Annotated in this window: 14 protein-coding genes and 3 pseudogenes; 6 read left to right on the top strand and 11 right to left on the bottom strand. The window is 70.8% G+C overall.

The genetic code is table 11. The features are described 5' to 3' along the window. Positions 1-67: 67 nt before the first annotated feature. A complete protein-coding gene (locus RM590_RS33515; protein WP_311708568.1) occupies positions 68-805 on the top strand; it encodes a FadR/GntR family transcriptional regulator in 738 nt (245 codons plus the stop codon). Positions 806-890: 85 nt separating this feature from the next. On the opposite strand, the gene RM590_RS33510 is transcribed toward RM590_RS33515, so the two are convergent. From RM590_RS33510 to RM590_RS33475, 8 genes and pseudogenes are all read right to left on the bottom strand, one after another. Next, the gene (locus RM590_RS33510) at positions 891-1,664 is read right to left on the bottom strand and encodes an enoyl-CoA hydratase (protein WP_311708567.1); all 774 of its coding nucleotides are present in this window, start codon (positions 1,662-1,664) and stop codon (positions 891-893) included. Between the two features lie 26 nt (positions 1,665-1,690). After that, a complete protein-coding gene (locus RM590_RS33505) occupies positions 1,691-3,004 on the bottom strand; it encodes a ferredoxin reductase domain-containing protein (RefSeq protein WP_311708566.1) in 1,314 nt (437 codons plus the stop codon). Continuing rightward, positions 3,001-4,536, bottom strand: a complete 1,536-nt coding sequence (locus tag RM590_RS33500; RefSeq protein WP_311708583.1) for an amino acid adenylation domain-containing protein — start codon at positions 4,534-4,536, stop codon at positions 3,001-3,003. Before RM590_RS33500 ends, RM590_RS33505 begins: the two co-directional genes overlap by 4 nt. 184 nt (positions 4,537-4,720) lie before the next feature. After that, positions 4,721-5,212 (bottom strand): annotated as a pseudogene (locus RM590_RS33495) (hypothetical protein); the annotation flags it as partial. Positions 5,213-5,712: 500 nt separating this feature from the next. Beyond that, entirely contained in the window at positions 5,713-6,462 is a 750-nt protein-coding gene (locus RM590_RS33490) for an SDR family oxidoreductase (protein ID WP_311708565.1), read from the bottom strand. A gap of 27 nt (positions 6,463-6,489) precedes the next feature. After that, on the bottom strand, positions 6,490-9,342 hold the full coding sequence (locus RM590_RS33485) for a helix-turn-helix transcriptional regulator (RefSeq protein WP_311708564.1): 2,853 nt from the start codon (positions 9,340-9,342) through the stop codon (positions 6,490-6,492). A 548-nt stretch (positions 9,343-9,890) separates the two neighbouring features. Next, the gene (locus RM590_RS33480) at positions 9,891-10,739 is read right to left on the bottom strand and encodes a hypothetical protein (protein ID WP_311708563.1); all 849 of its coding nucleotides are present in this window, start codon (positions 10,737-10,739) and stop codon (positions 9,891-9,893) included. A 186-nt stretch (positions 10,740-10,925) separates the two neighbouring features. Continuing rightward, positions 10,926-11,516 (bottom strand): annotated as a pseudogene (locus RM590_RS33475) (beta-1,6-galactanase); the annotation flags it as partial. A gap of 369 nt (positions 11,517-11,885) precedes the next feature. Here RM590_RS33475 and RM590_RS33470 point away from each other — a divergent pair. Further along, positions 11,886-12,296 (top strand): alpha/beta fold hydrolase, encoded by a 411-nt coding sequence (locus tag RM590_RS33470; protein WP_449657252.1) that lies wholly within the window; start codon positions 11,886-11,888, stop codon positions 12,294-12,296. A gap of 161 nt (positions 12,297-12,457) precedes the next feature. Then, positions 12,458-13,168 carry a glycoside hydrolase family 12 protein gene (locus RM590_RS33465; RefSeq protein ID WP_394814028.1) on the top strand — a complete coding sequence of 237 codons (711 nt, stop codon included), beginning with the start codon at positions 12,458-12,460 and terminating at the stop codon, positions 13,166-13,168. A gap of 79 nt (positions 13,169-13,247) precedes the next feature. On the opposite strand, the gene RM590_RS33460 is transcribed toward RM590_RS33465, so the two are convergent. Beyond that, on the bottom strand, positions 13,248-13,985 hold the full coding sequence (locus tag RM590_RS33460; RefSeq protein WP_311708561.1) for an SDR family oxidoreductase: 738 nt from the start codon (positions 13,983-13,985) through the stop codon (positions 13,248-13,250). Positions 13,986-14,080: 95 nt separating this feature from the next. On the opposite strand from RM590_RS33460, the gene RM590_RS33455 reads away from it, so the two are divergent. The 3 genes from RM590_RS33455 to RM590_RS33445 all read left to right on the top strand — a co-directional run bounded on the left by RM590_RS33455 (position 14,081) and on the right by RM590_RS33445 (position 17,056). Further along, on the top strand, positions 14,081-14,944 hold the full coding sequence (locus RM590_RS33455; RefSeq protein ID WP_311708560.1) for a LysR family transcriptional regulator: 864 nt from the start codon (positions 14,081-14,083) through the stop codon (positions 14,942-14,944). A 64-nt stretch (positions 14,945-15,008) separates the two neighbouring features. After that, positions 15,009-15,794: a hypothetical protein gene (locus RM590_RS33450; RefSeq protein WP_311708559.1), complete on the top strand. Its 786-nt coding sequence runs from the start codon at positions 15,009-15,011 to the stop codon at positions 15,792-15,794. Positions 15,795-15,946: 152 nt separating this feature from the next. Further along, positions 15,947-17,056 carry an epoxide hydrolase family protein gene (locus RM590_RS33445; RefSeq protein WP_311708558.1) on the top strand — a complete coding sequence of 370 codons (1,110 nt, stop codon included), beginning with the start codon at positions 15,947-15,949 and terminating at the stop codon, positions 17,054-17,056. Between the two features lie 238 nt (positions 17,057-17,294). On the opposite strand, the gene RM590_RS33440 is transcribed toward RM590_RS33445, so the two are convergent. Both RM590_RS33440 and RM590_RS33435 read right to left on the bottom strand, forming a co-directional pair. Next, complete coding sequence (locus RM590_RS33440) at positions 17,295-17,552, bottom strand: DUF2087 domain-containing protein (protein ID WP_311708557.1); 258 nt, start codon at positions 17,550-17,552, stop codon at positions 17,295-17,297. A 536-nt stretch (positions 17,553-18,088) separates the two neighbouring features. Next, positions 18,089-19,729: pseudogene (locus tag RM590_RS33435) on the bottom strand (glycoside hydrolase family 43 protein); the annotation flags it as partial. Positions 19,730-19,859 lie beyond the last annotated feature (130 nt).

The raw sequence follows: 19,859 nt of genomic DNA, 5'->3' as shown, positions 1-19,859 counted from the left end.
ATAAATAATGCTCACGCTAGGATGGGGCGGAGCCGTCCGCAGCGCGATAACAGGAGGGGGTGCCGCCATGGCGTCCTATTCGAGCCGGGGCGTGCACGGGCAGGTGGTGCACCGCCTGGGCTCCCGCATCGTGTGCGGCGAGTACGCCGAGGGCGACACCCTCGATGTGAAGGCCCTGGGCGAGGAGCTGGACGTCAGCCTCACGGTGCTGCGCGAGTCGCTGAAGGTCCTGGCCGGCAAGGGGCTGGTCGACGCCCGGCAGAAGCGCGGCACGTTCGTCCGTCCGCGCTCCGCGTGGAACCTGCTGGACCCCGACGTCATCCGCTGGCGCACCGAGAGCGGCGACTCGCGGCAGCTCATGCAGGACCTGGCCGATGTCCGGGCCATCGTCGAGCCGGCCGCCGCCTACCGGGCCGCGCTGCGCCGCACCGAGGCCGATCTCGCGGCGCTGGACGCCGCCCTGGCACAGATGGAGGAGAGCCGCGGCGACTCCGCCGCCGCGGCCGAGGCGGACGCGGCCTTCCACCGCGCCCTGCTCGCCGCCACCGGGAACGAGTTGCTGGGCCGCCTGGAGCTGCTGCTGGAGCCGGGTCTGCGGGAGCGGGACCGCCTGGTCCACTCCCATCTGACCGCCGCCGACCCGGTCCCCAGCCACCGCGCGGTCCTGAGCGCCGTTCGCGACCAGGACGCCCCGCGCGCCCAGTTCGCCATGCTCGATCTCCTCGCCCAGGCCGCCGACGACTTCGGCCTCATCGCGCCACGGCTGACCCCGCCCGCCGCCCGGACGCCGGGGCGCCCCGACTGAGGGCGGGGCCGGTGCCGGCGGCCCCTGCGAACTCCGTGTATTCCCGGGCCGCCCATGGCGTGGGCGGCCCGGGAGATCCGTCGGTTCAGTGGCCGGTGAAGTCGGGCGGGCGCTTCTCGAGGAACGCCCGCATGCCCTCCTTCTGGTCCTCACCCGCGAACAGAGCATGGAACACCCGGCGTTCGAAGCGGGAGCCCTCGGCCAGACCGACCTCAAGCGCGCGGTCCACCGCCTCGCGGGCCGCCATGCTGGCCGGCTTGCTGTACGAGGCGATCGTGCGGGCCGCCGCGGTGGCCTCGTCCAGCAGCCGGTCGGCGGGGACGACGCGGGAGACCAGCCCGGAGCGTTCGGCCTCGGCGGCGTCCATCGTGCGGCCGGTCAGGATCAGATCCATGGCCTTGGCCTTGCCGACCAGCCGGGTCAGGCGCTGGGTGCCCCCGATGCCCGGGATCACGCCGAGCTTGATCTCCGGCTGCCCGAAGACGGCGGTGTCGGCGGCGATGATCGTGTCGCACATCATCGCCAGCTCGCAGCCGCCGCCCAGCGCGTAGCCGGACACGGCGGCCAGCTTGGGCGTGCGCAGCGCGGTGAAACGTTCCCATCCCGCGAAGTAGTCCTCGGCGAACATCTCGGGCGCGGTCTTCGAGGCCATCTCGGAGATGTCCGCGCCCGCGGCGAAGGCCCGTTGGGAGCCGGTGATGAGAAAGCAGCCGACGCCCGGGTCCCGGTCGAGCGGGGCGAGGGTGTCGATCAGCTCGTTCATCAGCTCGCTGTTGAGGGCGTTGAGGACCTGCGGGCGGTGCAGGTGAACGATGACCACGCGGTCGTCGCGGTCCACTTTCAGGTGGTTGAGGTGCATGGTGCCTCCTTTGCGCGTGCCAGGGGTCAGGAGTCCCAGATGGCGCCGTAGGCGGGGATGCCGCGCCGCTCCAGGCCGTGAACGACCCGCCAGGTCAGTTTCTTGTTGGAGATGCAGATGACGGCCTCGGCGCCGAAGTCCCGGTAGGCGGCGTAGGCCAGGGCCACCATGTCGGGCTTGCCGTGCTCGCTGGTGTCCCAGACGAGCGCGTCCGGCTGGACGGCGAGGATCTCGTCCACCAGGGCGTCCCCGTAGGTGCGACGCGGGGCGCGGGTGGCCCAGACCAGGCGTGCGGGCACCTTCTGCGCCAGCAGGTGCGGCAGGCACGGGCCGATGCCACTGCCCGTGGCGACATAGACCACCTTGGTGAAGAGGGTCTCTATGTTCGCCACGCCGGCGGTGGTGATGCCCTTGACCCACACATGCGAGGGCGCGTCGTCGATGAAGGATCCCGTCCAGTCCCCGGCCCGGGAGATGGTGAGGCGGAAGCCGGTGCGCCCGGGGGCGGGCACGTTGGCGAACGAGTGCCATTCGACGAGCGGTTTACGGCTGATCGCGGTCGAGGACCCGGCGAAGGGTGTCACACCGTGATCGAAATGGGTCAGTGCCACGTGGGACGAGGGCCGGTCGATGACGATGGGGACCTTGCGCAGCCGCAGCCAGGGCAGGGCCACGCTGAACGTGACCAGGCCGAGCAGCCATACCTCGGGAGCCGACGCCGGGGAGTCGTCCCGATCGGTGACGACCAGCACGGTCTGCGCCCAGAAGAGCAGCAGCACGCTCCAGCCGCCGAACCGGTGCACTTTCTCGAAGTGGTCGTGGAAGCGGGAGCGGAACCAGGGCAGCGCGGTGGTGATCATGGTGGCGAGCAGCACGCCCAGGGCGCACGAGACCGCGATCACCTCGCCGGGCGCGCCGGTGTGCATGAGCACCGGCAGCAGGGCGAGGAACCAGAGCGTGCCCGAGGTGGTGCCGCCCACGTGCAGCCCGCCGAAGTGATACACCTTCGCCAGCGTCCAGCGGATGCGCAGCGGCCAGGTCACCGGCGCCCGGGTGGCCAGCCAGAAGAACGCGTTGATGACGTACTGCTGACGGACGACCACGGCGAGGGTGAAGTTCGCCAGGGCCGCGTAGGAGAGGGACTGCGCGCCGATGCCGTCGCCGTCGGCCAGCCCGTACCAGAGGGCGGCGAGGTTCGCGGCCCAGACCAGCGCGATCAGCCGGTTGTAGTGCATCAGCAGCGGGTGCTTGAAGACCCGGCGGAACCACGGGGTGAGCGGGGGCAGTTGGACGTCCAGGGACGGGCCCGAGGCGTCACTGACCCGGACCGGGGCCGTCATGACGCGGCCGCCAGCCGCAGCAGGGCCGCCTTGTCGATCTTTCCCCGGCTGGTCCTGGGCAGCACCTCCAGGGTGTGGACGGCGGTCGGCACGCAGTAGTACGGCAGGGCCGCCGCCACGCCGGCGCGCGCCTCCTCGGGAGAGAGATGGCCGGGAGAGACGAACGAGACCAGGGTCTGGTCGTCCAGCTTCACGGTGGCGGCGCGCACGCAGCCGGGCAGCGACTCCAGGACGGCGGACACCGAGTCCAGCTCGACGCGGAAGCCACGGATCTTGACCTGGTCGTCGGTCCTGCCCAGGTGTTCCAACTCGCCGTCGGGCGTCCAGCGGCCCAGGTCCCGGGTGCGGAACATCCGGTGCCCGGCGCCGAGGAACGGATCGGGCGCGTACCGTTCGGCGTTGAGCTCGGGGTTGTCCAGATAGCCGGCCGATACCCCGTCCCCGCCGGCCCACATCTCGCCCACCTCCCCGATGGCGAGTGGGCGCCGGTGCTCGTCCAGGACATAGACGGTGTTGTTGGGGGTGGGCCGCCCGATGGTGAGGCGGACGGCCGAAGGGGTGTGCCGTTGCATGGTGTTGACGATGGTGGTCTCCGTCGGCCCGCAGCCGTTGTAGAAGGTGCAGACGCCGGCCCAGCGGTCGGCCAGCGGGCGCGGGCACGGCTCCCCCGCGACGGCCACGGTCCGGATCCGGCGGCACCGGCCGGGGTCGATGCCGCTGAGGATCGTCGGTGTGGCGATGACGACCTGGGCGTCGAGGGCGGCCTCGCCGATGTCCCGGCCCCGGATGACAAGCGTCGCGCCATGACTCAGGGAGCCCAGAATCTCCCAGGCGGCCATGTCGAAGGCGATGTTGAGGATCTGGGCGACGCGGTCGCCGGGCCGGATGCCGAGGTCTCCGGGCTCGGTGAGCAGCAGGTTGCAGACATTGCGGTGGGTGACGGTGACTCCGTTCGGCCGCCCCGTGGTCCCCGAGGTGAAGAGGACGTAGCAGCCGTCGTCCGGCCCGGCCATGCCAACCGGGGCCAACGGTCCACCGGGGGCGCGGCGTTCGCCCATGATGTCGTCGACCGCGAGGACCGTCCGCCCCTCGGCCAGCGGCAGCACCCGGTCCGCGTAGGAGGACAGCGTCAGGATCACCCGGGCGTTGGTGACCCGGACGACATGGCGCAGTTGGGCGGACGGGGTCATCCGGACGTCCTGCGGCACATAGGCGGCCCCGGCCTTGAGCGTGGCCAGCAACCCGATCAGCATCGGGATCGAGCGCCGGACGAAGAGCGCGACCCGGTCTCCGGGGCGCACACCCAACTCGGCTAGTTGGGCGGCCAGTTGACTGGCCTTCCGGTCGAGCTCGCCATAGGTGATGCTCTCGTCGAGGTGCTCGGCGGCCACGGCGAGGGGGCGTGCCGCCGCCTGCTCCTCGATGGCGTGGTGGATGCAGGCGTGCGGCACGTGCCGCACCGGACCCTGCCCGAACAGTTGGAAGAGCCGCTGGTCATGCGCGGGAAGTTGACGCAGGATGTCCTCCCGCATTCGCTGCCCGTGTGGTAATGCCTCGGTCCGCTCGATCAAGGACTGATCCATGGGGGAATGCCTTTCTGGTAGGAAATACCCGAAACGCACCGACGCGGACGGTGTCCGGCGCCGTCTTTCACTCCCAGCCCATGGGTGCCTTCTGACCCGTACTGACCGTCTCAGACTTTCGTCCAAATTGGAACTACCCCAGCAGGGATCCCAGCCACCTCCCGCCCCTCTCTGGCGCGCGACTTTCACCAGCCGCCCATGAACCGGGGGTGCCGGGTGCAGTCGCGGTGACGGCCGTGGCGCCTGGAACGCGCTTGGCGGGTCCGGACCTCACCAGGCACAGACCGGTGAACACGGCACCGGCCAGGGTGACGGCGCCGGCCGCGACGAAAGGCACTGCCGAGGCCGGCCTCGAAGGACGCGCCACTGGATTCCCGGGTGCGGACGATGGCTCCGAGCACCGCCACGCCGAGCACCGCGCCGATCTGCCGGGTGGTGCTGCTGATTCCCGATGCGAGACCTCCCTCCTGCGGGCCGACCGCCTGGATGGCGGCGCCGGTCAGCGGGGACATGGTCAGCGCGAAGCCGATGCCGACGACGGCCAGGCGCCACCACACGTCCCATAGCCGGTGTTCGCGTCCGCGAAGCCCAGCGCCAGCAGCCCCAGTCCGGGCCTGCTCGACCCGATCCTGCGCCTCGTCGCGACCGAGTCGCCGAACAACGGCTCGCTGTAAGGCTGTTGCTGAACCGATGAGGAAAACAGGCGACGACACCTCTCACCGCGGCGCCGCCCAGTGGCAGGTGGTGACAGGCCCTCTCAGGGCCTCCCGGACACCGGCCCCGCAGTGGTTCGGTGGGACGTGGCGGCGTCGAATCGCCGTCCGGACCGGGGGCGCGGCCGAGAGCCTCGATCACCGGCGCGACAAGGTTTCCAAGATCGTCGTTTCAAGGACTGTGCTGACTTCCGTAGGCGCTTACACACCCGAACGGCGCCGCGTGCGCCGACTACGCCGGCGAACTGGCCTGGTCGTTCGCCGAGGACGGCACCCTCGTCGTGACCTTCGGCGGCGAGCGGCTCATGCCGTAGCCCTCGGCCGTGGGCGGCCCATCCGGTGAGAGCCCGGATGGGCCAGCGCCGTGGTGCGGCCGGCGGGTACCCACCGAGTCGTGGTTTCGCGCGGGTCGTTACGTGTGGTTGGCGGCGAGCCACTCGGCAACCGTGGTCCGGCCCAGGTGGGCCTCCGGGCCGGGGGTGATCGACGAGTCGGTCAGCTCGGTGCCGAAGTAGCGGGCGCGCTCGTCACCCACGACCGTACGCGGGTCCTTGTCCGCGGCGAGAACGGCGCGCATCAGCTCGGGGAACGCGATGGTCTCCGGCCCGGCGATCTCGATGATCCCGTTGACCGGGTCGGAGACGGCGACGTCGGTCACCGCGGCGGCCACGTCCACGGCGGCGATCGGCTGGAGGTTGGCGGTGGGAACGCGCACGACGCCGCCCTCGGTCGCGGAGTCGGCGATGGCGCGCAGGAACTCGAAGAACTGGGTGGAACGGACGACCGTGTACGGCTGGCCCGCCGCTTGGATCAGGTTCTCCTGGGCGACCTTGGCCCGCATGTATCCGCTGTCGGGCACCCGGTCGGCGCCGACGATGGTGAGCGCGACATGGTGCCCGACGCCGGCGTCCACCTCCGCCTTGAGCAGGTTCCGGCCGGCGGTCTGGAAGAACTCGAGCACCGCCGCGTCCTCGAAGGACGGCGCGTTGGCCAGGTCGACGACAACATGCGCGCCGGCGAGCGCCGCCTCAAGGCCCTCACCGGTGAACGTGTTGACCCCGGTGTGGGGCGACGCCGCCACGGCCTCGTGCCCGTGCTGGCGCAGATTCTGGACGACCCGGCTGCCGATCAGCCCCGTACCGCCGATGACCACGATCTTCATGTCTTCCGCCTTTCGCTCGGTGTGCCCTCACTGTGGCGTGGCGCGGCGGTGATCGGATCCGTCACCTTCCCCAGTCGGATGCCCTGGTGACAGGACCGGGGACACCGGCCAGGTGTCCCGGAGTTCCTTGCGCGAGCTGATGTTGAGCTTGGGAAACACCTTGCGCAGGTGATATTCGACGGTGCGCGGGCTGATGAACAGCTTCGCGGCGATCTCGGGGTTGGTCAGCCCGTTGCCCGCCAGCCGGGCGATCTCCGCTTCCTGCGGCGTGAGCAGGCCGAGCGTGTCCGGTCCGCGCCTGCGCGCGGTCTCGCCGGTGGCCAGCAGCTCGCGGCGGGCCCGCTCGGCGAAGGCTCTTGCGCCAAAACCGTCGAGGAGGTCGAAGGCGGCGCCGAGTTGCCGGCGGGCGTCCAGGCGGCGGTTCTCGCGGCGCAGCCATTCGCCGTACAAGAGCTGCGCCCGGGCCAGGTGAAGGGCGGCTCGGCCGTCGGCGAGCCGGGCGACCGCCTCCTCATACAGGGCCTCCGCGGCCGGTCCCTCGGTCAGCAGGGCGCGCGAGCGGGCCTCGATGCCGAGCGCCCAGTCCGTGCCGCTCACCCTGGTCCGTTCGGTGAGGCGTTCGAGGGCCGCCGCGGCGAGCTCCCGGCGTTCGCTGCGCACGGCGCCCTCGATCAGCTCGATCAGGACGAGGGAGTACAGCCCGAGTCCGTCCTCCGCCGAGGCCGGCGCGGCCGCGGCGACCGCCTCCTCGTACCGGGCCAGGCCGTTGAACAGCACCGCGCGTGCACACCCGAGCATGCTCAACGCCAGGCCCTGCCCTCGGGTGGTCGCATCGTGGAGAGCCGCGTCGAGGAGCGGCATGGCCCGGGCCTCGTCGCCGCGGTAGGCGGCGAGCATCGGGGTCGAGTAGAGCAGCGGCGCGGTGCCGGTCGTCTGCGTGATGGCGGCGGATTCCTCCATAAGGGCCGACGCCGCGTCGAACTCCCCGGCATGCAGGTGCGCGCCAGCTCGGTAGCTGGCCACGATCGGCAGGATGCCGAGCGCGCCGGCCTCGCGCGCGAGACGGACGCCGCGGTCGGCCAGTTCGTCCCACAGCCGGTCGTCCCACAGGTCCGACGCGATGCGGCAGGCCAGCCACAGCCAGCGGTTGGCCTCGGTGGCTTCTCCGTCCGCTCTGCGGAACGCCTCGAGCGCCGTCCGCAACGGCGGCACGGCCGCGGCGAAGCCCTCCGTGAAGAGCGTGGCCAGCCCGCGTATCAGGGCGGTGACGGGGTCGGGCGGTTGCGTCGGCGGCGCGGCCAGCGCCGCGGCGGCCACCCGCCGCACCCGATGGTGATCCCCGAGGCGGCCGGCGGAGATGGCCGCGGTGAACGCTTCGAGGTGGGTCTCGCGGGCCAGGCCCGTTCCGAACCCGGCCAGGCCCTTGGCGGCGTCGAGCAGCAACGGCAGTGCGTCGCTGCCGCGGCTGAGCGAGAAGGCGATCTGGGCGCGCACACGCTGGAAACGCGCGCGCTGATAGTCGTCGAGTGGGCAGAGATCGGCCATGGCGAGCAGCGCGGACGCCGCGTCGGGGGCGGCGGCGTCAATCTTGGCCTCCGCCCCGGCGAGCGCGCGCTCACCCCGGCACCCGGGATCGGGCGTCAGCTCGGCGGCGCGTTGCAGGAACGCGGCCGCCGCGGCCACGCCACCGCGCCGCTGCGCCCGCGCGGCCGAACGCTCCAACTCGGCGGCCACCGTCTCGTCAAGCCCCGCAGTGGCGTGCGCGCGATGCCATGCCCGGCGATCGGGGTACGTGTCGCCGTCGATGGCGTCCGCCAGCGCACGGTGCACCTCCCGGCGCTCGCGCGGCGAGGCCGCCCGGTAGGCGGCGGAGCGCACCAGCGGATGGCGGAATCGCACGTGGACGCCGAACTCGACCAGCCCGGCTGCCTCGGCCGGCGCGGCCGCTTCCGGACCGAGCCCGACCTGCCGGGCCGCGCGCCAGAGCAGGGGGACGTCACCGAGCGCTTCGGCCGCCGCGATCAGCATGAGCTGCCGCGAATCGGGCGGCAGCGATTCGACGCGTCCGACGAAGACCTGCTCGATGCGCCCGGTCAGCGACCCCGCGTCGGGGAGCCCGAACCCGCCGGCGAGATCCGCGGGCGTCATGCCGCGAGGAAGTTCGAGCAGCGCGAGCGGATTTCCGCGGGTCTCCGCGACGATCCGGTCCCGGACCCGCTCGTCCAGCCGGCCGGGAATCACCGACGCCAGCAGCAGGCGGGCCTCGCTGTCCGGCAGCCCCGCGACGACCAGCTCGGGCAATCCTGCGAGTTCCGGCGCGGGGCCGGGCTCCCGGACCGCGAACACCATGGCGATCCGCTCCGCGCGCAGGCGCCGCGCCACGAACGCCAGCGCCTGCGCGGAGGCCCGGTCGAGCCACTGCGCGTCGTCGATCAGGCACACCAGCGGCTTCGCCTCCGCCGCCGCGGACAGCAGGCTCAACACGGCGACGGCCACCGCGAAGCGATCCGGCGTGCCGCCCTCCTTCACCCCGAACGCCACGCGCAGCGCGTCGCGTTGCGGGCCCGACAGCCCTTCGACCCCGGCGAGCATTCCCCGGCACAACTGGTGCAGGCCGGCGTACGCGAGCTCCATCTCCGACTGCACGCCCACGGCCCGTACGACGCGGCACTCCGGCGCCCGCTCGGCGACGTACTCGAGCAGGGCCGTCTTGCCGACACCCGGCTCTCCGCGCAGGACCTGAACCGAACTCTGCCCGACCGCGATGCCCCGCAACTGCCGGTCGAGCGCTTCGCATTCGCCGCGGCGGCCGCGCAGCAGCGGACGCCATTGAGCGCGGGGCGGCACGCCGCGCCAACCCGGTAGCGGATGACTGGTCAAGGACCCACCTCCGAACGACGAGCGCCGCTGGGCGCCGCGACGCGGGAACCGACGCAGTTGTCGCCCGGAAGAGAGCGCGACCCCACTGAGCACGAGGTCGTCACCACGACAGTACCCGCAAGCCCGCCGCCGCCCCGGTATACATGCTGGCCGCGATCGCTGTCGGTGTCCGCCGCTGGACGCCTTTGTCCGGCACATCATCACTTCCGGCGGTGGCCCGGTCGCCGACATCGGCTGCGGAACCGCACGGGTGACTGCCTCAACGAACTCGGTTCCCGGGGCGAGCTCGACCGGCCGTCCGGTATCGCGGCCAACGGCCGGTGAGGACGTCCTCCACGACGGTGGACAGGGTGTCGTTCCTGGAGAGGCGGGTCATGTGGCGGCGTTCGATGTAGTGGTCGACGAGATCTCGTTCGGGTCGGCCGGGGCGGACGCCGCAGTTGGTCGGTGAGATCGGCCTGTTCGACACCGCGCGGGCGCGGGACGCTCAGGTGCGGGGGCTGACCCGGTTTTTCCAACGCCCGGCTCGGCCGCCCGCGCCTCGTCGTTCATCCGGTCGGCCATCCCCGGGGCGCGGGCGAGGACACGCAGGGCCCACGACAGCGTGGTGGCCGTGATCTCGACACCGGCGACCAGGAGGGTCCTCGCCCTCGTGCGCGAGCGCGAGCGCGAGGACGCCATGGCTCTCCTGGCTGCCGCGGGCCTGCCTGACGGCCGACTCGGCGAGCCGGCGCCAGCCTGAGCAAATGCCCCATCACCGGTAATCCACCGGGCGCAAGAGAAACCCCACCCGCCCCTGCCGCGTCCAACGAGCCCTCCTCCCGCGGCACGCAGTGCACCAGCCCTGCCGTTTCGAACACGGACACCGCGCCGTGCCCGGGGCGCGGCTGCTTCGGCACCGATGCCGCCGGCCTCGTGACGGCATGGAGCCAGGGCTCGAACCAAACGCTCCTGTCCGGCTCCTCACAGGAAGTTCCCGGCGGGAACTCGCGCACACCGCGGCCCGGCAGGAAGTCGGTGAAAAGCTCATCGCCTTCGGCCAGGGCCAGCGGGCGGTCGAGCCGCGTCAGGCGCTCGAAGATCCGGCGACCGGCCCGCTTCCGGAGCTCTGCGCGGGTGCGCCCCGGAACGCCGTGCAGTTCGACCGAGACCTCGAAGTCGTATGGACTCAGCGCCGTTTCGGGGACCGTGCCGTCCTCATCGTCGATCTCCTCGTTTTCCGACAGGTCCATGCTGGCACTGCCCGGACTGTCGAACGAGGCCAGGGAACGCAGCCCGAAACGGAAACCGTGCCCTGTCCAGAAGTACCCGGGGGCGTCGAGCGCGACCGTGATCAACTGCGCCGCTCCGGTGATGTCGCCCGGATACGTGAAATAGATTTGAATGCTGCTGCTCACAGGTCCCCGCCTTGGACGTCTGGGCGCCGGCCAGCTCACCGGGCCGAGCGCCGGGTGATCCCTCGTCGACTGTGACAATCTCATCCGGGCCGGGTTGCTGTCGGCCATCGGACCTCCCCCGGGGGCCCGGCGGGCGAGGCGGGGCCCACCGCCGTCAGGCTGCGTGCTGCTCCGGGGGCGGGGCGGTCACTCCGTCACGTTGTCGACCGTCAGCGTCTGGATCTCCCCGGCGGCGAACGGCACGCTGACGATCCGCCCGCTCACCCGGAGGTCCGTGCGCCGGACGTAGAGGTCCCCGCCGCCCGAGGTCCGCGTCGACCAGCGCGTCACCACTCCGCCCGTGCCGCCGGCCGCCTGCCCGAACCCGGTCAGGTCGAAGGTGAGGGTCTGGGCGGCCCCCGGATTGACCGCCACCAGCGTCAGGCGACGCGCCGCGGGGTCGTACGCCCCGATGGTGTTGCCGGCGTTGGTGCCGAGGATGTGCATCCCGGGCCGGATATGGCGCGTGAACTGGGCGCACACGTAGTACTTGGTCTGCACCGCGCCCGGCTGGAGCGTCGAGCCGTCGTAGGCGATCATCGCCCAACCGGGGCTGGGGTCCATCACCTGCCAGTAGCACCAGGCGCTCGGATGCAACCACCGAAAGTCCAGGAACAGGTTGGTGGCCATCGACAGGCCCGTGGCGTCGTTCTGGCCGGTCTCCGAGTTCCACAGCGCCTTCCCCGCGCCGGTGACGTCCTGGTACAGCAAGTCGCGGCGGCCTCCGGAGCCCTGGTAGTTCGATCAAGTGGGATCAAGTCACCCGACCACACGCCCGATCGGCTCCGCGGGAACGGATTCAAGCCAGTGGTTCGACAAGTCGTCGCCTGGGGCGGAGCAGACTCGCGGCCGCATCGAGGCAGGTCAGATGGATGACTCAATCCCCCACGAACCTGGCGGACTTGATGACTTCCGTTCTCCCGGATGGCTCAGTAAGGTCCCCCAAAAGTCAACGTAAACCAAAGGTTGACGCCACTCTCCGACGCGGCGCCACGAGCCGTGCAGCCGCAGCGCGGACTTCCCCCGCCGGAACGACGTGCCGGTCCGGAAGTCGCCGAACGCCTTCGGGTGACGCGGCTTCGGGCTGCCGCACGGAGCCGGATTGTCATGAACGCATCCCGTCGCGGGCTTCGTCCGCTGTTCCGACGCGCAGTGGGCGCACCACACGAGGAGGAGCACGACCATGCGATCACCCGTCATCGAGGCCCCGGGGTCCTCTCCGGCGTCCAGGTACCGGCAATGATCATGGGCGCCCGCGACGACGGCACCGTCACATCCGCCGCGCTCGACCAGCTCTACGCCACCCTGCCCGCCACCGCCGAGGGCGCCTTCGTCGAACTCGCCGGCGGCGGCCACGGATTCCCCACCCGGGGCAACTCCCAGGTGACCCGCCGCGTGATCCCCCGGCTCAAGACGTTCATCGACAACGACACCCGCTACACCCAGTTCCTGTGCCCGTCGCTGGTCGACTCCACCGGCATCTCCCGATACCGGAACACCTGCCCCTGCGTCGCATGAGGCAGGCGGACGAGGCCACCGGGCCCCACACGCCGATGAACCCATTCGGCACCAGCAGCACCTGCACCTCGCGGGGTCCGGCCCACCCGGACGGGTACGCCGGGCCCCGCTTCTGTTCCCCATCCCCGCCCCGGCGGGACCGACTCAAGGAGAGCACGGCCGTGAGACGAGCCGCACGCAAGCTTGTGATGAGAATCCTCACCCCGGTGGTCGCCCTGGTGGCGTTCATCGGAGTGTCCACCTCCCCCGCCCACGCCGCCACCTGGTCCACCGACCAGCAGTGGGGCCAGTGGAACAACGGCGGCTACACCCTCTACAACAACATCTGGGGCGGCGGCGCCGGATACCAGTCCATGTGGGCCAACAGCTACAGCAACTGGGGCGTATGGGCCAATCACCCGAACACCGGTGGCATCAAGTCCTACCCCAACGCCAAGCGCGTGGTGAACCGCAACCTCAACCAGATCTCCGCGCTCACCAGCTCCTTCAACGTCACCGTCCCCTCGGCCGGCGCGTACAACACCGCCTACGACATCTGGGACACCGACTACGACCACGAGATCATGCTCTGGATGAACTGGCACGGAGCAGTAGGGCCGCTCGGCTCCTACCAGACCCGGGTCAGCGTCGGCGGCCACACCTGGGACGTCTACCGGGGCAGCAACGGCCACAACAACGTCTACTCGTTCCTCCGCACCGGCGACACCTCCGCCGGCACCGTGGACATCCTGCCCATCCTGCGCTGGATCGCCGGCCGGGGCTGGATCAGCAGCAGCGAGCCCATCGGAGACGTGCAGTTCGGCTACGAGATCACCTCCTCGGCCGGCGGGCTGGACTTCCGCACCAACCAGTTCAGCGTCAACTACCAGTGAGCTGAAGGCATGTGTGGCTCCGGCAGAGGGCGGCGCCGCCGGAGCCACACCGCACAGCGTGATCACGACGGGTTCGCGGTCACCAGGGGATGACGCCCTCGTCCTCGAAGAACGAACCGGTCGGGCCGTCGTCGGGCAGTGTGGCGAGCCGGATGGCCGTGGCCGCGCCCTGCTCGGGCGTGCGGGGTCCCCGGAAGCCGGTGAAGTCGGTCGCGACCAGGCCCGGGCAGGCGGCGTTAATCAGGATGTCCGCCCCGGCGAACTGCCGGGCGTACTGCACGGTGACGGCGTTGAGGAACGACTTCGACGGCGCGTAGGCCGCCATGATGGGGCCGATCTCGATGTCCGGGTCCGCCTGCCGGGTCAGGGAGGCGACGGAACTGGAGACGTTGACGATGCGTGGCGATGTGGAGCGCCGCAGCAGCGGCAGCATCGCGTTGGTCACGCGGATGACACCGATGACGTTGGTCTCCACGACCGTGCGGACCAGGTCGAGGTCGAGCGTGGTCGGATCCTGCTCCCACCCCGGCCCCGTCTCTCCTGAAATTCCGGCGTTGTTGACCAGGGCGTCCAGGCGCCCGGCCTGTCGTTCGACCCGTTCCGCGGCTTCGGTGACGCTCTGGTCGCTGGTCACGTCCAGCGGCACCCCGAACGCATCCGCCCCGCCGGCGCGCAGCTTCCCAACGGCGGACTCGCGCCGCCCCTCGTCGCGCGCTCCCACGCCCACGCGGTAGCCGAGGGCGCCCAGCCCGGCCGCGATTTCGTACCCGATTCCCTTGTTCGCGCCGGTCACCAGCGCGATCTTCGTTTCGCTCATGCCGCTGATGCTCGCTCGCGGACGAGCGGCGCATCCAACACCGATACGGTGTCCTGTCATACCCGGCGGGTATCACTGAAGGGTACGCTGTGGCCATGGACACCTTGGAGACCCGCGAACTGAGGTACTTCATGGCCGTCGCCGAGGAGTTGCACTTCGGCCGCGCCGCCGAGCGCCTCGGCATGGCCCAGCCGCCGCTGTCCCGGGCGATCCAGCAGCTCGAACGGCGCCTCGGTGTCTCCCTGCTGAAGCGCAACCGCCGCGGCGTCTCCCTGACCGGCGCCGGAGAGGTGCTGCTGCACGAGGGCCGCGCGGCCCTCGACGCCACCACCGCCGCCGCTCGCCGCACCCGTCGCGCCGGTGGCGCCGACGGTCCGGGTGGTCCCCGCAACCGCCTGGTGCTGGCGGTGAAGGCCGCCGCGTCCCACGAACTGCTGCAGAAGCTCCTCGACGCCTACGCGGCCGAGCCCGACGCCGCCGAGATCGAGGTGCTCCCCAGCGGCACGTGCGAGCAGGGAGAAATGCTGCGCGACGGCCGCGCCGATGTGGCGCTCATGCACGCGCCGTTCAACTCCCTCGCCGGGTTCGACAGCGAGGAACTGCTGACCGAGGGGCAGATCGCCATCCTGCCCGCCGAGCACCCCCTCGCCGCGCGCACGACCTTGTCCCTGGCCGACATCAGCGACGTCCCCGGCCTTCCGCTCGCCCGCTGGTCCCGCCACGGCACGTTCCCACCCGGCCCGGGCCCCGAGATTCACGACCAGACGCAGCTTGCCCAACTGATCGCTCTCGGACGCACCATGGCCGTCTTCCCCGAATCCGCCCGCGCCTGGCTATGGGCCGAGCACACCGCCGTTCCCCTGACCGACGCGCCCCCCGTCGTCACCCACATCGCCTGGCCCGCGCACAGCCGCTCCCTCGCCCTCGCCGGGCTGATCCGCACGGCCACACGGCTATGACCCTCCCCGCCTTCTCCCCATGACACCATCACATGCCGGCTCGGCGACGCCATAGCCTCCGCCTGTGACCAAGAACCGCAGGCAGACCGAGAAGCCGGGCCCGGACGTGCTGCCGCACTATCAAACGCTTCTGAACGGCACAGATTGGGCGTCCCTCGCCACCCCGTGCGGGACGGGCGAAGCTCTGCCGACCACACTGACCGGCCTCCTCGACCCGGACCCGGCCGTCAGGGAGGCCGCCGCGAAAGACGCACTCGGGCAGGTGACCCATCAGAACACCATCTACGAAGCCACCGTGCCCGTAGCCCTCTACGTCGCGGCCATCCTCGACCACCCGGCCGTCACGGCAGGTGACCTCGACCACGACACCGTCGTGCCATCACGTCACCCGACCCTCGTGAGATTGCTGGACTGGCTCAGCGACACCGCCCATGACGCCGATGACGAGTGCGTCGCCATCGGCGAACGCTTCCACGGCCAGCGGTTCCTCCACGAGCACGAGGAGATACGCGCGTTCCGGGACCGGCGGCCGGCGATCTTCAACGCGGTGCACCCCCTGCTCGGCCACGAGAGCAGGAACGTACGCAACGCGGCCCTCCTCGCCGCCATCCCCCTCGCGGAACATCCCCTCCTCACCGACCACCGTGGCGAACTCGCCGGCCACGCTCACCGCCTGCTGGCCACCAGCACTGACCGCCGCCACCGAGACCGCGTCCTGGACGCGCTGCGGACATGGGGTCATGACACCAGCGATCTGGAGAGCGCGGCCGATGTCGCAGCCCGCGAACGTTACGCCCGTCCCATGACCGGCGACTGGACAGGTGGACACCGCGAAGACCCGCCGTTCTGACTCGGACCCGGTGGGCGTGTCCCCGGGCGGGTTCTCCCCGTGGGCCATCCAGAGAATCGTTGGCCACACCTACGATTATGGTATCGTTTGGCGACCGAACGTTGGCCGCACCAACGTTTGAGTGCCTAATGAATTCCCCTGGAGCAGAGATCATGATCAAGCCGTTCCGCATCGACATTCCCCAGGCCGACCTCGACGACCTGAACGACCGGCTCTCCCGCACCCGTTGGCCCAACGAGGTCGCCGACGCAGGATGGGACTACGGCTTCCCGCTGGCGCGGCTCAAGGAACTGGCCGAATACTGGCGTACCGGCTACGACTGGCGCGAGCACGAGGCCAGGCTCAACGAGCTTCCGCACTTCACCACCGAGATCGACGGCCAGAACGTCCACTTCGTCCACGTCCGGTCCGCGAAGCCGGACGCGCTCGCGCTGATCCTCACCCACGGCTGGCCCGGCTCGTTCCTGGAGTTCCTCGACGTGATCGAGCCGCTGTCGCGCGACTTCCACCTGGTGATCCCGTCCATCCCCGGCTACGGCTTCTCCGGGCCGACCCACGAGCGCGGCTGGGACGCCGCGCGGATCGCACGGGCCTGGGCCAAGCTGATGCGCCGTCTCGGGTACGAGCGCTACGGCGCGCAGGGCGGCGACTTCGGCGCGGGCATCTCGATCGCGCTCGGCACGGTGGCACCCGAGCAGGTCGTCGGAGTGCACGTCAACTACCTGCCGACCCGGCCGGTCCCGGACGCCGGCGTCGAACTGTCCGAAACGGACGAGGCCCGGCTGGACAAGGTCCGACAGCTCATGGCGAATCGTCCGCCGTACCAGGCTCTGCAGGCCCTCACCCCGCAGACCATCGGCTACGCGCTGACCGACTCGCCGGTCGGGCAACTGGTCTGGATCGCCGAGCGCTTCGCACAGTGGACCGACCCCGAGACACCGGTCAGCGACGAGCGGATGCTCACCGACATCTCGCTGTACTGGCTGACCGCCACGGCGGCTTCCTCGGCACGGCTGCACCACGACGCCCCGCGGGGGGGCCAGCAGCCGTGCCCGGTGCCGCTCGGCGTCGCGGTGTTCGCGCACGACATCACGCAGTCGGTGCGACCGCTGGCCGAGCGGCTGTACGACATCAGGCACTGGTCGGAGTTCGACCGCGGCGGCCACTTCGCCGCGATGGAGGTACCGGAGCTGCTCGCCGAGGACGTCCGGGACTTCTTCCTCACCCGCGTCAAGGACGACGACCGGGTCGCCATCCGCTAGGGCCTGTATCGAGTTCCCGGTCGGATCAGCCCGCGGCGTCAGACGCGGTGCATCGCAAGGCACCGGATCGCAGCTCATACCCGGCCGTATTCGCGCGATTCGGCTGGGGGCACCTCCCAGACGGAGTCTGGGGGAGCGGCGAGGTGCCGTGACTGGCGTCGCGGGCCCGGGCGGGAACTCGATACAGGCCCTAGGAGACACTGTTGGCCGCCCCGCGCGCGCCTCGGCGACGAGAACCTCAAGGCCGGTGGTAGACGTCTCCATCCCGGGTGCGGACCAGCAGGCCCTCGTCCACCAGGTAGCGGCGGAGCGCCGCGTAGTCGTCGTGGACGGTGAGCAGCGCCTCGTTGACCTCCTTCTCGGTGTACGCGCGATCGGGGTCGAACAGCGTGCGGGCGAGGTGTGTGAGCAGTTGCTCGCGGCGGGCTGCCTTCCGCGGGATGGCCAGCAGGCGGCCACGGACGAAGAGGGCCGAGACATCGCGGGCGGTCGTCATGCCCCGGGAGCTTGGCAGGCGCGCTGCGACGGGGCAACGGATTTCCGCGGCGCCCGCGGACCGACCAGGACCATATCTGCCTCACCCCGCCCACCGCTGCCGCCGGGATGAGGCGGACGCGGTCAGCCGGTGACGAGGTCGAACGATTCCCACTGGCCGATGCTGGTGCGGCCGGCGATCAGCGGGTCGGCTCCAGCGTTCCCGGCCGTGACGTACAGGTCGTTCGCCAGGGCGCGCAGGCTGACGGTGCCGTCGGAGTTGTTCACCCGCCGGAAGGTCTCCCAGGAGCCGATCGACGTGCGGTTGGCGATCAGCGGCGAGGCGCCGCCGTCCTCGGCGCAGACGTACTGGCCGTTGACCCGGGCCCGCAGCGCGACGTTGTTGTCGCCGAGGTCGACCAGGTCGAACTGCTCCCAGACCCCGACGCTTGACCGGTTGGCGATCAGCGGCGAGGCGCCGCCGTCCTCCGCGCAGACGAACTGGCCGTTGGCCCGGGCACGGAGACTGACCACGGACCCGGGGAGCGAGGTGGGCTCGGTCGCCAACTCGAAGCGCTCCACCCGTACGGCGCCGCCGAGGGCTTGGGTGGCGTGGTTGAAGATGGCGAACCGGTAGCCCATGAAGAACTGCCAGGCGTTGTTCAGGGTGAATCCGGGGCCGAGGGATGAGAAGGTGACGCCGTCGGTGCTGTAGGAGAAGCGCCCCTGGCGGCCTGCGCCCGGGCGGATGTCGGCGTTGACACGCAGCCAGATCCGGCCGCCGGAGACGTTGGCGCTGCCCTGCTCGGTGCCGGTGCCGGTGGTGTTCCAGTTGCTGTCCATGGTCAGGCCGGTGACCATCACCACCCGGGCCGCACCGTTGTCACGTTTGACGCCGATCCAGGCGGAGGAGTCGCGCAGGAGCGCGAGCCCGGCCCGATCGCCGTCCCGCATCCCGGAGTGGTCGAGCACGATGGTGGCGGTGGAGGTGGGGCCCTGGATGCGGTGGGTGAGGGTGTTCCGGGCGGAGTAGAGGTCGTTGGTGACCGTCGCCGTCCGCAGGGTCAGCCCGTTGTTGACGGTGTAACGGCTGGTGTCGGGGTTGTGGTTCCACTCCCATTTCGGTTTGAGGGCGGTGCCCTCGAAGGTGTCGACGCCGGTGAGCGGTTCGACCTGGCGGGGCGGCGGCGGGAGGTTCGGGGTGGTGTACGAGGTGCCCCAGGCGCCGTTGACGAGTTGCAGGACGGGCCAGCCGTCGGAGGTCCAACTGATCGGGGCCAGGACCGGGACCCGCCCGCCGGGGTAGGCGTCGACGAACGCCATGTAGTACCACTGGCCGTTCTGGGTCTGCACGAGCCCGCCCTGGTGCGGAACGCCGCCGCCGGAGATCGGGCCGGGGAGGTCGAGGAGGAGCTGGCGCAGGGTGTAGGGGCCGAAGGGGCCGGATGTCGACTTCAGGATGTACTGACCGTTGGCCGGGCGGGTGAGAAAGATGTAGTAGCTCCCGTTGATCTTGTAGAAGCGGGCGCCTTCCAGGGTGCCGATGCTGGAGGGCGTGCTGAACACCTGCTGTGCGCGGACCTGGCTCCTGGCGTCCGCGGAGAGCTGGGCGACGCTGATCTGGGTGTTGCCGTAGGCCACATACATGGTGTTGTCGGTGTCGACGAGCAGCCCGGCGTCGTAGTAGGTGGGCAATGTGGTGTGCCGAGTCCAGGGGCCCTCGACGGCCGGAGCGGTGTAGATGTAGCTCTGGGCGAAGTCGATCTGCCCCAGCCAGTAGAACGTGCTGTTGCTCGGCCGGTGGGCGAGGGACGACGCCCACACGCCCCGGACATAGCCGCGGCCGCCGTTGAGGTCGTATTTGGAGCCGAAGTCCAGGCGGGGTACCGAGTGTCCGGCGAACTCCCAATTGACCAGGTCGTAGGAGCGCAGGATGGGCGCCCCGGGCGAGTAGTGCATCGTCGAGGCCGAGTAGTAGTACGTGTCGCCGACGCGGATGATGTCGATGTCCGCGAAGTCCTGCCAGATCACCGGGTTGGTGTAGGACGCGAGGGTGACGGGGGGTTCCTGGGCGGCGGACGGTGCCCCGGCGGCACGGGCCGCGGAGGCGGCGCCCGCCACCGGCACGGCCGCCGCCGCGATCAGGCCGGAGGCGGTCGTCAGGACGCCCCGGCGGCTGGGGAGTTGGCGGGAGGACATGGGATCACTCTCTTCGGTGGAGGAAACGGGGGTGTCGGGGGAAGCACCCGCGAGCGAATCAGCACCGTGTCGGGCCCGTGCGGGCATTGCGGAGCGCTCCGCGCACCGTGGGGCGGCTGCCCGGGACGTG

It is taken from the genome of Streptomyces litchfieldiae (genome assembly GCF_031845365.1).
GTDB classification, from domain to species: Bacteria; Actinomycetota; Actinomycetes; order Streptomycetales; family Streptomycetaceae; genus Streptomyces; species Streptomyces litchfieldiae.
This window is presented reverse-complemented; position numbering and strand designations above follow the sequence as displayed.

Coding starts and splice junctions, on each gene's coding strand:
- RM590_RS33515 (WP_311708568.1), top strand. CDS start 68: ATGGCGTCCTATTCGAGCCGGGGCGTGCACGGGCAGGTGGTGCACCGC.
- RM590_RS33510 (WP_311708567.1), bottom strand. CDS start 1,664: ATGCACCTCAACCACCTGAAAGTGGACCGCGACGACCGCGTGGTCATC.
- RM590_RS33505 (WP_311708566.1), bottom strand. CDS start 3,004: ATGACGGCCCCGGTCCGGGTCAGTGACGCCTCGGGCCCGTCCCTGGAC.
- RM590_RS33500 (WP_311708583.1), bottom strand. CDS start 4,536: ATGCGGGAGGACATCCTGCGTCAACTTCCCGCGCATGACCAGCGGCTC.
- RM590_RS33490 (WP_311708565.1), bottom strand. CDS start 6,462: ATGAAGATCGTGGTCATCGGCGGTACGGGGCTGATCGGCAGCCGGGTC.
- RM590_RS33470 (WP_449657252.1), top strand. CDS start 11,886: ATGAACGCATCCCGTCGCGGGCTTCGTCCGCTGTTCCGACGCGCAGTG.
- RM590_RS33460 (WP_311708561.1), bottom strand. CDS start 13,985: ATGAGCGAAACGAAGATCGCGCTGGTGACCGGCGCGAACAAGGGAATC.
- RM590_RS33455 (WP_311708560.1), top strand. CDS start 14,081: ATGGACACCTTGGAGACCCGCGAACTGAGGTACTTCATGGCCGTCGCC.
- RM590_RS33445 (WP_311708558.1), top strand. CDS start 15,947: ATGATCAAGCCGTTCCGCATCGACATTCCCCAGGCCGACCTCGACGAC.
- RM590_RS33440 (WP_311708557.1), bottom strand. CDS start 17,552: ATGACGACCGCCCGCGATGTCTCGGCCCTCTTCGTCCGTGGCCGCCTG.